We start from the raw sequence: 12,098 nt of genomic DNA, 5'->3' as shown, positions 1-12,098 counted from the left end.
TCAAGTCGTGAGGTCGTTGTGAAAAATCGTGCCCGCTTCGGCCGCGCGGGCGCGCTGCAGCGCGAGCACGGCGATCGCGGTGTCCTGCGCGCCGGTGCCGGTCAGGTCGCAGATCGTGATGTCGTCGCGATGCGTGCGGCCTTCGCGCCGGCCGGCGATGATTTCGCCGAGCTCCGGAAACACCGCATCGGCCGCGACCACGCCAGCCGCGATCGCATGCGCGAGCTCGCCGGCCACGCGGGTCTGCTGCAGCCGGTCGCAGAAATAGCGTGCCGCGCCGAACACCGACGGCGCGAGTTCGGTCTTGTAATCGGCGTCCGAACCCATCGCCGTCACATGCAGCCCGGGATGCAAGTCCTCCGCGTGCACGAGCGGCGCGCGGCTCGGCGTGGTCGTCACGGCGATGTCCGCGTCGGCCAGCGCCGCATGCACCGAGCGCGCGACCGTCGCATCGATGCCGTGCGCCGCGCGCACGTCGGCCGCGAACTGCGCGGCCCGCGCGGTGTCGCGCGCCCACACCGTCACGTGGGTGATGTCGCGCACCAACCTCAGCGCAGCGAGTTGCAGCCGCGCCTGCTCGCCCGCACCGACGATCGCCGCGCGGTGCGCATCGGCGCGCGCGAGCCGGCGCGCGGCCACGGCGCCGGCCGCCGCGGTGCGCACGGCCGTCAGGTAACCGTTGTCGAGCAGCACGGCCTCGGTCAGGCCGGTGCGGGCCGACAGCACGAGCATCAGCCCGTTCAGGCTCGGCAGCCCGAGCGACGGATTGTCGAAGAAGCCGGGGCTGACCTTGATCGCGAAGCTGTCGAAGCGCGGCAGGTACGCGGTCTTCACGTCCACTTCGGCGTGGCGCGCCGGCAGCGCGAGATTCAGGATCGGCGGCATCACGACGGCGTCGGTCGCGAGCGACGCGAACGCGGCCTCGACCTGGTCGATCGCGGCGAGATCGAGCGGCACCAGCGCACGCAATTGCGCCTGGCCGAGCAACGTGACGGGATGGGCCATGTCAGTGCTCCGAAACGAGCCGGCGATGCGCGGCCATGTCGATGTTCGCGCCGCTCACGACGACCACGATCGGGCCGCCGCGATCGCGGCGCACGATCCGCTCGTCCAGCAATGCGGCGAGGCCGACCGCGCCGGCGCCTTCGACGACGAGCCGTTCTTCCCGATACGCATGCGCGATGCCGCGCGCGATCGACGGCTCGTCGAGCAGCACGACGTCGTCGGCCAGCGCGCGCGTCATGTCGAACGTGTAGCGGTTGTCGAGGCCGATGCCGCCGCCGAGCGAATCGGCCAGCGTCGGCTGCTCGGCGACGTCGACCGGGCGGCCGGCCGCGAGGCTCGCATGCATCGCGGCGCCGCGCGCCATCGAGACGCCGATCACCTCGATCGGCGGCCGGATCGCCTTCGCGGCAAACGCGACGCCGCTGAACAGGCCGCCGCCCGACAGCGGCACGACGAGCGTCGCGGTATCGGGCAGCGCTTCCAGAATCTCGACGCCGATCGTCGCCTGGCCGGCGATGATGCGCGGATCGTCGAACGGCGGCACGTACGCGTAGCCTTCGTCGCGCACCAGCCGCCGCGCTTCGACCTGCGCGTCGTCCTGGCTGTCGCCGACGATCACCACGCGCGCGCCGAGCGCCGCGACCGCGTCGACCTTGTTGGCCGGCACGAGCGACGACATGCAGACGGCCGCGTCGATGCCGAGCGCGCGTGCCGCATGCGCGACCGCGCGGCCGTGGTTGCCGGTCGACGCGGTGACCACGCGCGTCACGCGTTGCGCGGCGAGTTCCGCGAGCGCGTTGGTCGCGCCGCGCAGCTTGAAGCTGCCGGTCGGCTGCAGCGTTTCGAGCTTCAGATGAACGGGGGCGCCGACCCGCGCGGACAGCGCGGCGGACGCGACGAGCGGCGTACCGTCGGCGCGCCCGGCGAGGCGGCGGCGCGCGCGATAGACGTCGGACAGCGACAGGAAAGACATGGAACGCACGCCTCGCGACGAATGTGATGCGATCCAGTCTAATGTTCCAAATCGCGCTTTCGAATGTCCTGATACATTGCGCGCGACATCGCGGCAGCGCCGCCGGTTCAGTGGAAATCGTTCAGGTGCGGATACTGTTCGAACACGCCGGCGATCGTTTCGAGCGCCGCGTTGCACGCGGCATCGGACGTTTCGGCGCCGATGCACACGCGCACCGCGTTCGGCCGCTCCGTGCCGCCGACGAGAAACGGATCGGGCGACGTCACCGCGATCTTGCGGGTGCGCAATTCGCGCACGATCCGCTCGGCCTGCCAGTAGTCGGGCACGCGCAGCCAGGCCGACAGCGCGTTCGGGTGCGCACCGAGCACATACGGCCCCAGCGCGGCCTTCACCATCTCCTGACGCACGGCGAGCCGCTGGCGCTGCAGTTCGACGAGCCGCCGCGCGGTGCCGTCGGCGATCCAGCGCGTCGCGATCTCCGCGATCGGCGACGTCGCCATCCAGCTGCTCACGCGCAGCACGCTCTCGACGCGCAACGCGAGCCGCCGCGGCATCGCGAGATAGCCGGTGCGCAATCCGGTCAGCACCGATTTCGTCATGCTCGTGCAGTAGAAGCCGAGCTCCGGAATCAGGCTCGCGATCGGCGTGCCCGTCTTCTCGGGCAGCGGACCGTACACGTCGTCCTCGATCACGTACACGCCGTAGCGCGTCGCGATGCGCGCGATCGAGCGCCGCCGCGACTCGGTCATCATCGACACGGTCGGATTATTGAGGGTCGGCGTGCAGACGAGCGCGCTGATCCGCTCGCCGTCGCACATCTCCTCGAAATGTTCGGGACGAATGCCGTGCTCGTCCATCTCGAGCCCCTTCAGCGTAAACCCGAGCACGTTCGCGGAGCCGATCACGCCGTGATCGGTCAGGCTTTCGCACAACACGGTATCGCCCGGCCCGACGATCGACGCGAGCGCGAGAAAGATCCCGTGCGCCGCGCCGTTCGTGACCAGCAGCGATTCGCGGTGCACCGGCATGTTCAGCGACGCGAGCCACGCGGCGCCGGCGTCGCGATGCGCATCCAGCCCGGCGATCGGCCGGAACGAGCGGATCCACGGCTGGTCGTCGGTGCCGGCCAGCGCCGCGCACACGCCGCGCCACGCGGCATCGTGCTCCGGCGTGTGCACGATGCGGGCGATCGAGAAGTCGACCAGTTCGCGCTCGGTCGTATCGAGGATGTAGTTCGACATCGATTCGGTCACGCGCGCGGCCACGAAGCTGCCGCGGCCGACCTCGCAGCGGATCAGCCCCTGGCGCTCCAGCTCCTTGTACGCATTGGTGACGGTCTGCACGCTGACGCCGAGGCTCGATGCGACGTCGCGCTGCGGCGCGAGCCGGGCGCCCGGCGCGAGCGCGCCGTTCTCGATGTCGCTGGCGATCGCCTTCACGAGCCGCTTGTATTTCGACTCGATGCCGTGCACCGCGCCGATCGCGTCGCGCCAGCCTGCCGATACCTCGGTCCGTCCCATCTCGATGTCTCCGTCGTGGCTTCCGCATGGTCGCTCAGAAAGACACCCCGAAAATATTGTCCTAGTGCAATCGCGTGCGAAAGCAGGACTTACGGGTCGAATCGGGCGAGGCAATCGGCGTGCCCGGGACGCAGACGAATCCGGCACCTTTATCGTTCGGACCCATGTCGCGGGCCGCCTACCCGCGCAGAATCCGCCGCGCCTTCAGGATCACCGGCGTGTCGACCATCCTGCCGTCGAGCGCCACGGCCGCGCCGCCGCTCGCGTCGACGGCATCGAGCACGCGCCGCGCCCACGCCTGTTCCGCGTCGGTCCATGCATACGCGCGGTGCACCGCGTCGATCTGCTTCGGATGAATGCACAGTTTCCCGCCGAAGCCGAAGCCCCGCGCGTAGCGCGCATGCCGTTCGATCGCGGCCGGATCGTCGATGACCGTCGACACGCCGTCGACCGGCGGCGCGATCCCCGCCAGCCGCGACGCGAGCACGATCCGCGAGCGGAACGCGTTCAGCGCTTCGCCGTCGCCGTCGATCCCGAGATCGACCTGGAAATCGAGCGTGCCGAACGCCACGCGCACGACGCGCGGCGCCGCACACACCTGGTCGAGCCCCGCGATGCCGGTCGCCGTCTCGACGATCGGCAGCAGTTCGAGTGCGCGATGCGCATGCGCGAGCACCGCGTCCACCTGCGCACGCGTGTCGCACTTCGGCAGCATCACGCCGGCCACGCCCGGATGCGCGGCCAGCGCCGCGAGGTCGTCGGCGAACCATGCGGTGTCGGCCGCGTTCACGCGCACCCACACGGGCCGCGCGGCATCGAGCTGCGCGACGACCGCATCGCGCGCCGCCGGCTTGCCGTCCGGCGGCACGGCATCCTCGAGATCGACGATCACCGCGTCGGCGCCGGCCGCGCGCGCCTTCTCGAAGCGCTCCGGACGATTGCCGGGAACGAACAGCCACGAACGGGCGGACGCGGACTTCATGCCGAGGCCTCCGGAAACAGCGTGCCGATCGCGTCGCACGATGCGACCTGCCACGCATCGGCAAGGAGCCGCTCGACCTCGGCGCCGGACGCCGCGCCCGAGAACGCGGCGAGCGTGCGTACCTTGCGCGCGATCTCGTCGCGCGACAGCGTGTTGCCCGGATCGCCCTTCGGCTCGTCGACGCGGCCCGTGAACGTGCGGCCGTCGCGCGTCGTGATCGTGACCTTGCCGATCCAGCGCGCCGGATACGCGCGATCGACTTCGTCGTCGAACGCCATCGACACGCGGTCGCGGAACGCGGCGACGTGGGCAGCCGCGTAATCGCGCTCGAATTCGTCGACGCCCGCGTGCCCGTGCAACGCGGCCAGCGCGAGCACGGTGCCCATGTTGAACTTCGCCTGATGCACGGTGCGCGGCACCGTGACCGTGCCGAGCACGTCGAGCGCACCCTGGTGCACGTGCGTGACGACCGTCCCGATGTCCGCCGCCGCCAGCCGCTCGCGCGCCATCACCGCGAGCAGCGCGTCGGCGGCCGGATGCGTGTGGCGGCACGACGCGTGATACTTGAACGACGTTTCCGCGGTCGCCCAGCGCGCGCCGAGCCGGTCGGTCAGTCGGGCCGGGTCCGCATCGGTGGACATGCCGGCTGCCATCCCCTGCGCGCCTTCGAGAATCCGCGTGGCGCCGCGAAACCCGTCGCGCGCAAGCTCGGCCGCCATCAGCCCGTTCGCGGCGGCCATCGCCGTATGCAGCTGCTTCGAATCGGCCGCATCGCGCAGGAATTCCCACAATCCGCTCGCCTGCGTGCCGGCCGAGCCGAACGCATCGAGCATCCGCTCCGGCGGCAACCCGAGCAGCCGCCCGGCCGCCGCGGCGGCCGCCACCGTGCCGGCGGTGCCGGTCGTATGGAACACCTTGTAGTGCGAACGCCCGAGAAACTCGCCGACGCGGATGCCGACTTCATAGCCGGCGACCGCCGCCGCGATGAAGTCGCGCCCGCTCGCGCCGCGGGCCTGCGCCAGCGCGAGCGCGACCGGAAACACGACGGTCGCCGGATGAAACACCGCGCCGTTGTGCACGTCGTCCTGTTCCGCGAAATGCGATGCCGCGCCGTTCGTCATCGCCGCGAAGTACGGCGTCGCGCGCGTGCGGTCGATCAGCACGTCGGCCGTGCCGGGCCCGCCGGGCGAGCCGCCCGCGCGGCGCGCGAACGCCGCGATCGTCTCGACCGGGCGCGCGCCCTTGCCGGCCAGCGCGGAGCCGAGCCAGTCGACGTAGAGGTTGACGGTGCGCGCGACGACGTCGGCGGGAATCGCGTCGAAGCGCAGCTGCGACGCGAACGTCGCGAGCGTGCGGCCGGGGGCGGTGGCAATGGCGGGAATCGGATGGGTCATCGTCGTCGTGAAAGCGGAATCAGATCGTGCCGTTCGCGCGCAGCGCAGCGATCCGCGCGCGGTCGTAGCCGAGTTCGGCGAGGATCGCATCGGTATGCTGGCCGAGCGCCGGCACCGCATCCATGCGCGGCTCGACGCCGGCGGGCAGCCCCGGCGGCAACAGCGCGGACACCGGGCCCGCGGCCGTGTCGACGCTGCGCCAACGCTCGCGCGCCTGCAATTGCGGGTGCCGCCATACGTCGTCGAGCGTGTTCATCTGCGCGTTCGCGATGCCGGCCGCGTCGAGCCGCTGCATCACTTCGGCGGCCGTCAGCGTCGCGAACGCATCGACGATCAGCGCATCGACCGCGTCGCGCGCCGCATGCCGTTTCGAATTCGCGTTGAAACGCGGATCGTCGGCGAGCGCCGGCTGCCGCAGCACCTGCTCGCAGAACAGCTTCCATTCGCGCTCGTTCTGCAGCCCGAGCATCACGGTCTTGCCGTCGCCGGCCGGGAACGGGCCGTACGGACAGATCGTCGCGTGCGACGCGCCCGACGGCGCGGGCGGGCTTTGCCCGTCGATCGCGTAGTAGAGCGGGTAGCCCATCCACTCGACCATGCTCTCCAGCATCGATACGTCGATCCGGCACCCTGCGCCGGTGCGGCCGCGCATCAGCAGCGCGCTCAGGATGTTCGTGTACGCGTACATGCCGGCCGCGATGTCCGCGATCGAGCAGCCGGCCTTCGCCGGTTGCCCGGGCGAGCCCGTGATCGACAGGAACCCGGCTTCGCTCTGGATCAGCAGGTCGTACGCCTTGCGGTCGCGATACGGGCCGTCGTCGCCGTAACCCGAGATGTCGCAGACGATCAGGCGCGGATGCGTGTGCTTCAACGCGTCGTAGCCGAGCCCGAGACGCTCGGCCGCACCGGGCGCGAGATTCTGCACGAGCACGTCGGCATCCGCGAGCAGCGCGTCGAGCACGGCCGCCGCAGCGGGCTGCTTGACGTCGAGCGTCAGGCTCTCCTTCGAGCGGTTCACCCACACGAAGTGCGACGACAGCCCGTGCACGCGTTCGTCGTAGCCGCGCGCAAAATCGCCGCTGCCCGGCCGTTCGATCTTGATCACGCGCGCGCCGAGATCGGCGAGCTGGCGCGTGCAGAACGGCGCCGCGATCGCATGTTCGAGGGTGATTACCTTGATGCCGTCGAGGGGTCGCATCGTCGGCCTCCGTCAGAACGAGCGCGGCAGGTCGAGGAGGTGCTCCGCGACGTAGGCCAGGATCAGGTTGGTCGAGATCGGCGCGACCTGGTACAGGCGCGTTTCGCGGAACTTGCGCTCGACGTCGTATTCGCACGCGAAGCCGAAGCCGCCGTGGAATTGCAGGCACGCGTTCGCGGCCTCCCACGACGCGTCGGCCGCGAGCAGCTTCGCCATGTTCGCCTGCGCGCCGCACGGCGCGTGCGCATCGAACCGGCGCGCGGCGTCGAAGCGCATCAGGCTCGCGGCCTCGACGTTCACGAACGCGCGCGCGATCGGGAACTGCACGCCCTGGTTCTGCCCGATCGGGCGGCCGAACACGACGCGCTCCTTCACATACTGCGACACCTTGTCGATGAACCAGTAGCCATCGCCGATGCATTCGGCAGCGATCAGCGTGCGCTCGGCGTTCAGCCCGTCGAGGATGTACTTGAAGCCCTGCCCCTCCTCGCCGATCAGGTTGTCGGCCGGAATCTCGAGGTTGTCGAAGAACAGCTCGTTGGTCTCGTGATTGACCATGTTCGGGATCGGCCGCACCGTCAGCCCGTGGCCGATGGCCTCGCGCAGATCGACGACGAAGATCGACATCCCTTCGGATTTTTTCTTCACGTCGGCGAGCGGCGTCGTGCGCGCGAGCAGGATCATCAGGTCCGAATGCTGCACGCGCGAGATCCACACCTTCTGCCCGTTGATCACGTAACGATCGCCGCGTCGCTCGGCGGTCGTCCTGATCTTCGTCGTGTCGGTGCCGGTGGTCGGCTCGGTCACGCCCATCGATTGCAGGCGCAACTCGCCGCTCGCGATCTTCGGCAGATACGCGCGCTTCTGTTCGGCCGAACCGTGGCGCAGCAGCGTGCCCATGTTGTACATCTGCCCGTGGCACGCGCCGGAGTTGCCGCCCGCGCGGTTGATCTCCTCCATGATGATCGACGCCTCGGTGAGGCCGAGCCCCGAGCCGCCGTATTCCTGCGGAATCAGCGCGGCGAGCCAGCCGGCCTTCGTCAGCGCGTCGACGAACGCGTCGGGATAGCCGCGCGCGTCGTCGATCTGGCGGAAATACTCGCCGGGAAACTGGCTGCACAGGTCGCGCACCGCTTCGCGGATGTCCTGGTACGGGTCGTGTTGCGTCGTCTGCATGTCCGTCGTCGATGAATGAGGGAAAGGAAGGAATCACGTCATGCGAGGGTCGCGGTGGCCTGCATCGTCAGCCAGCCGTCGCGATCCTTCGCCCACAGCTCGATCGTGCGGCCGTCGTCCGACGGCTTGCCGCACAGCGTGAACGGCTCCGAATCGAAGGTCGGGCGCACCGCGCGGAACGCGAAGCTCGCGAGCGTCGCGTCCGGCCGTTCGCGGTGCACGAGATCGACGAGCAGCGTCGCGATCAGCGGGCCATGCACGACGAGCCCCGGATAGCCTTCTTCCTGCGTCACGTAGCGGCGGTCGTAGTGGATGCGATGGCCGTTGAAGGTCAGCGCCGAATAGCGGAACAGCATCACAGCGTCGGCCGTGACCGTGCGCGACCACGTCTCGCCCGCGGGCGGCGCGACCGGCTTCGGTGCCGGCGCACCTGGCTGCGGCGCGTCGCGATAGACGATGTCGTGCTCCTCCTCGACGCACAGCGCGCCGCCGGATTCGATCCGGTGTTGCACCGTCACGAACACGAGCCGGCCGCTGCGACCCGTCTTGTCCTCGATGTTCGCGATCGTCGATTCGCGCGTCGCGCGCCGCCCCGCACGCAGCGGCGCATGGAACGTCAGGCGGCCGCCGGCCCACATGCGGCGCGGCAGCGGCACCGGCGGCAGGAAGCCGCCGCGCTTCGGGTGACCGTCCGGGCCGAGCTCGGCCAGCGGCGCGATCGGCAGGAAGTAGAGCCAGTGCCACATCGGCGGCACGACGTCGCCGGGCGACGGGCGGTCGAGCGTGGCGGCCAGCGCGTTCAGCGGGAACGCGGTGATGTCGTCGTCGAGCGTTTCGGTCTTGCCGAGCCACGCATCGAGCGATGCGGGCGTGGCGGGCTGCGAGGATGAGGTCGACACGGGTGGAGCCTCCGGTGCGCTTGCAATGACCCTAATATGCACGCCGCGCGCGCGGCCGCGAAGTCGGCTTTGCCGAACCGGGGCTTCGAATTTGCTTAACGCGCGCGGCGGTGCGCCGGGCTGCCGGACGGTTCTCGTCTGACTATTCAATATAGTCGCCGCGCCGGATGTGGACGGTTCGGGGTCGCCCCCCTTACGGCTTGACCCCGGCCGGCACGCCGCCTACATTGCTTCAGACGGGCCGGCCGGGCCGCATGCGACGTGTCATCCGGGTGACAAAAAACGATAGTTTGCTATCGAATGTTTTTGCCCCTATCATCTCGCCCATGACCAATCTGCACGACCTCCGCCTCGCCGTCAGCAGCCTGCTCGTGCTCACCGCGCGCAAGTGGCGCCGCACCAGTGACGGCGTGCTGACCGCGTACAACGTGTCCGAGGCCTGCGCGACGCCGCTCCTGATGGCCGGGCGCCTCGGCGAAGGCGTGCGGCAAGGCACGCTCGCCGAACACGTCGGCATCGAAGGGCCGTCGCTCGTGCGCCTGCTCGACCAGCTGTGCGCGGCCGGCCTCGCGCGCCGCGACGAGGATCCGCACGACCGCCGCGCGAAAACGATCTCGCTGACGGCCGCCGGCCGCGCGGTCACCGCGAAGATGGAGGAAGACCTGCGCGCGCTGCGCGCCCAGGTGCTCAAGGGCGTGTCGCGCGCCGATCTCGAGGCGACGCTGCGCGTGCTGAACGCGTTCAACGCGGCCGACCCGCATCCGCCGGCGTCGCGCCCGCCCCACTCCGACGATTCCGCGTCATGACCTATCCGAGCCTTCGCGACTGGCTGTTCTCGGGCAAGACGTTCGCCGCGTCGATGCTGGCGCTGTACCTCGGCCTGTATTTCCAGCTGCCGCGCCCGTACTGGGCGATGGCGAGCGTCTACATCGTGTCGAACCCGTTCGTCGGCGCGACGCGCTCGAAAGCGCTGTACCGCGCGCTCGGCACCGCGCTCGGCGCGGCCGCCGCGATCTTCTTCGTGCCGCCGTTCGTCGAGACGCCGCTCCTGTTCAGCATCATCGTCGCGACCTGGTGCGGCACGCTGCTGTACCTCGCGATCTCCGACCGCACCGCCCGCAGCTACGTCTTCATGCTCGCCGGTTATACGATGCCGCTGGTCGCGCTGCCGACCGTCACCGATCCGTCCACCGTGTTCGACGTCGCGATCGCGCGCACCGAGGAAATCGTGCTCGGCATCGTGTGCGCGAGCGTGGTCGGCAGCGCCGTGTTCCCGAACCGGCTCGCGCCGACGCTGATCGAGCGCACCGACGCGTGGTTCAAGGACGCCGCGTTCTACGGCCGCGAAACGCTGTCCGGGCACCTGGCGGGCAAGGCGCTGTCCGCGTGCCGGCAGCGGCTCGCCGCGACCATCACCGGCCTCGAGTTCCTGCTGAGCCAGTTGGGCTACGACCATGCGCATCCGCGCGTCCTCGCGCGCGCGCAGGCGCTCGCGGGCCGGATGCAGCTGTTCCTGCCGCTGATGTCGTCGCTCGCCGATCCGCTGATCGCGCTGATGCGCGACCTGCACGTGCGCCCGCCCGCGCTCGACGCGCTGCTGGCCGACGCCGCGAAGTGGTTCGACGCACCGCTGCCGGCCGTGCAGACCGACGCGGGCGGCGACATGGCGCACGATCCGGTCGCGGACGACCTGCGCACGCGCATCGCCGCGCTGCAGCCGCCCGACAGCGCGCTGGCGAGCTGGGACGGCGCGCTGATGTCGAATGCACTGTGGCGGCTGCGCCAGGTCATCGACATCTGGCAGGACTGCCGCTCGCTGCGCGCGCTGATCGCGAACGAATCGGGCGTATGGCAGCCGCGCTACCGGCACTGGCGGCTCGGCGGCACCGAGCGCTTCTTCGATCGCGGGATGATGCTGTTCTCGACGCTGACCGTCGTGTTCGCGATCGTGTTCGCGTGCTGGCTGTGGATCTCGTCCGGCTGGCACGACGGCGCGGCGGCCGTCACGCTCGTGGCCGTGTCGTGCAGCTTCTTCGCCGCGCTCGACGAGCCGGCGCCGCTGGTGTTCAAGTTTTTCCTGTCGACCACCGCGAGCGTCGTGTTCGCGGGCCTGTACCTGTTCGTCGTGCTGCCGCACGTGCACGATTTCGCGATGCTCGTGCTGATGTTCGCGGGCCCGTTCATCCTGATCGGCACGCTGCTGCCGCGCCCGCAGTTCAACATGGTGACGATGCTCGTCGCGGTGAACACGGCCACCTTCATCAGCATCCAGAGCGCATACGAAGCCGATTTCTTCGTGTTCCTGAACAGCAATCTCGCGGGCGTCGCCGGGCTGCTGTTCGCATACGTGTGGACGCGCGCGACGCGGCCGTTCGGCGCGGAGCTCGCGGTGCGGCGCCTGCTGCGCTCGGGCTGGGAGGACGTCGCGCGCTCCGCGTCGACGCAGCCGCTCGACGACCAGCGCAACCACGCGTCGCGGATGCTCGATCGCGTCACGCAACTGCTGCCGCGCCTCGGCGCGTCCGACGACCACCGCCATCCGTCGATCGAAAGCTTCCGCGACCTGCGCATCGCGCTGAACGCGCTCGACCTGCGCCGCTCGCGGCGCCGGCTGTCGGGCGACGTGCCCGATGCGATCGATCGCGTGCTGGCCGGCGTCACCGATCACTACACGCGCTGCGCGGCCGCGAACGCGCGCCAGCCCGCGCCGCCCGCGCTGCTGGCGACGATCGACGACGCGCTGCGGCGCGTGGCCGGCCGCACCCTGCCGGACGCCGCGCCGACCGACGGCACGGCCGCACCCGCGGTGCCCGCCACGCACCGCCGGCTGCGCGACACGCTGCATGCGCTCGTCGGCCTGCGCCTGTCGCTGTATCCGGCCGCGGCCGCGCAAGCGCCGCAGCCGCCGGACGGAGCGCGCGCATGAGCCGGCTTTCCATCTTGTCCTTCCG

10 protein-coding genes are annotated in these 12,098 nt (G+C 70.3%); 2 read left to right on the top strand and 8 right to left on the bottom strand.

Going from position 1 to position 12,098, the window contains the following annotated elements:
- From H0X90_RS00285 to H0X90_RS00250, 8 genes are all read right to left on the bottom strand, one after another.
- Nucleotides 1-1,005: a cyclodeaminase gene (locus H0X90_RS00285; protein WP_069352130.1), complete on the bottom strand. Its 1,005-nt coding sequence runs from the start codon at nucleotides 1,003-1,005 to the stop codon at nucleotides 1-3.
- A 1-nt stretch (nucleotide 1,006) separates the two neighbouring features.
- Nucleotides 1,007-1,978 carry a hydroxyectoine utilization dehydratase EutB gene (gene eutB, locus H0X90_RS00280; RefSeq protein ID WP_069352129.1) on the bottom strand — a complete coding sequence of 324 codons (972 nt, stop codon included), beginning with the start codon at nucleotides 1,976-1,978 and terminating at the stop codon, nucleotides 1,007-1,009.
- 107 nt (nucleotides 1,979-2,085) lie between these two features.
- Nucleotides 2,086-3,498: a PLP-dependent aminotransferase family protein gene (locus H0X90_RS00275; RefSeq protein ID WP_006482158.1), complete on the bottom strand. Its 1,413-nt coding sequence runs from the start codon at nucleotides 3,496-3,498 to the stop codon at nucleotides 2,086-2,088.
- A gap of 178 nt (nucleotides 3,499-3,676) precedes the next feature.
- Nucleotides 3,677-4,480 carry a CoA ester lyase gene (locus tag H0X90_RS00270; RefSeq protein WP_077190509.1) on the bottom strand — a complete coding sequence of 268 codons (804 nt, stop codon included), beginning with the start codon at nucleotides 4,478-4,480 and terminating at the stop codon, nucleotides 3,677-3,679.
- The gene (locus H0X90_RS00265; protein WP_077190507.1) at nucleotides 4,477-5,874 is read right to left on the bottom strand and encodes an MmgE/PrpD family protein; all 1,398 of its coding nucleotides are present in this window, start codon (nucleotides 5,872-5,874) and stop codon (nucleotides 4,477-4,479) included. The genes H0X90_RS00270 and H0X90_RS00265 overlap by 4 nt, the downstream gene beginning before the upstream one ends.
- A gap of 19 nt (nucleotides 5,875-5,893) precedes the next feature.
- A complete protein-coding gene (locus H0X90_RS00260; RefSeq protein ID WP_077190505.1) occupies nucleotides 5,894-7,072 on the bottom strand; it encodes a CaiB/BaiF CoA-transferase family protein in 1,179 nt (392 codons plus the stop codon).
- 12 nt (nucleotides 7,073-7,084) lie between these two features.
- Nucleotides 7,085-8,248 carry an acyl-CoA dehydrogenase family protein gene (locus H0X90_RS00255; RefSeq protein ID WP_059721490.1) on the bottom strand — a complete coding sequence of 388 codons (1,164 nt, stop codon included), beginning with the start codon at nucleotides 8,246-8,248 and terminating at the stop codon, nucleotides 7,085-7,087.
- A gap of 38 nt (nucleotides 8,249-8,286) precedes the next feature.
- Nucleotides 8,287-9,147 carry a MaoC family dehydratase N-terminal domain-containing protein gene (locus tag H0X90_RS00250; RefSeq protein ID WP_006497851.1) on the bottom strand — a complete coding sequence of 287 codons (861 nt, stop codon included), beginning with the start codon at nucleotides 9,145-9,147 and terminating at the stop codon, nucleotides 8,287-8,289.
- A gap of 326 nt (nucleotides 9,148-9,473) precedes the next feature.
- Here H0X90_RS00250 and H0X90_RS00245 point away from each other — a divergent pair, with 326 nt between their 5' ends.
- Together H0X90_RS00245 and H0X90_RS00240 are read left to right on the top strand one after the other, a co-directional pair.
- Entirely contained in the window at nucleotides 9,474-9,953 is a 480-nt protein-coding gene (locus H0X90_RS00245) for a MarR family winged helix-turn-helix transcriptional regulator (RefSeq protein ID WP_006482157.1), read from the top strand.
- Nucleotides 9,950-12,073 carry an FUSC family protein gene (locus tag H0X90_RS00240; protein ID WP_034203801.1) on the top strand — a complete coding sequence of 708 codons (2,124 nt, stop codon included), beginning with the start codon at nucleotides 9,950-9,952 and terminating at the stop codon, nucleotides 12,071-12,073. The genes H0X90_RS00245 and H0X90_RS00240 overlap by 4 nt, the downstream gene beginning before the upstream one ends.
- The last annotated feature ends 25 nt before the right edge of the window (nucleotides 12,074-12,098 follow it).

Origin of the sequence: Burkholderia sp. 9775_39 (assembly GCF_015712225.1) — a bacterium.
GTDB classification, from domain to species: Bacteria; Pseudomonadota; Gammaproteobacteria; order Burkholderiales; family Burkholderiaceae; genus Burkholderia; species Burkholderia cenocepacia.
The sequence above is the reverse complement of the archived record's forward strand: the minus strand, read 5'-3'. Positions and strand labels throughout refer to the sequence as shown.

Coding starts and splice junctions, on each gene's coding strand:
- H0X90_RS00285 (WP_069352130.1), bottom strand. CDS start 1,005: ATGGCCCATCCCGTCACGTTGCTCGGCCAGGCGCAATTGCGTGCGCTG.
- eutB (WP_069352129.1), bottom strand. CDS start 1,978: ATGTCTTTCCTGTCGCTGTCCGACGTCTATCGCGCGCGCCGCCGCCTC.
- H0X90_RS00275 (WP_006482158.1), bottom strand. CDS start 3,498: ATGGGACGGACCGAGGTATCGGCAGGCTGGCGCGACGCGATCGGCGCG.
- H0X90_RS00270 (WP_077190509.1), bottom strand. CDS start 4,480: ATGAAGTCCGCGTCCGCCCGTTCGTGGCTGTTCGTTCCCGGCAATCGT.
- H0X90_RS00265 (WP_077190507.1), bottom strand. CDS start 5,874: ATGACCCATCCGATTCCCGCCATTGCCACCGCCCCCGGCCGCACGCTC.
- H0X90_RS00260 (WP_077190505.1), bottom strand. CDS start 7,072: ATGCGACCCCTCGACGGCATCAAGGTAATCACCCTCGAACATGCGATC.
- H0X90_RS00255 (WP_059721490.1), bottom strand. CDS start 8,248: ATGCAGACGACGCAACACGACCCGTACCAGGACATCCGCGAAGCGGTG.
- H0X90_RS00245 (WP_006482157.1), top strand. CDS start 9,474: ATGACCAATCTGCACGACCTCCGCCTCGCCGTCAGCAGCCTGCTCGTG.
- H0X90_RS00240 (WP_034203801.1), top strand. CDS start 9,950: ATGACCTATCCGAGCCTTCGCGACTGGCTGTTCTCGGGCAAGACGTTC.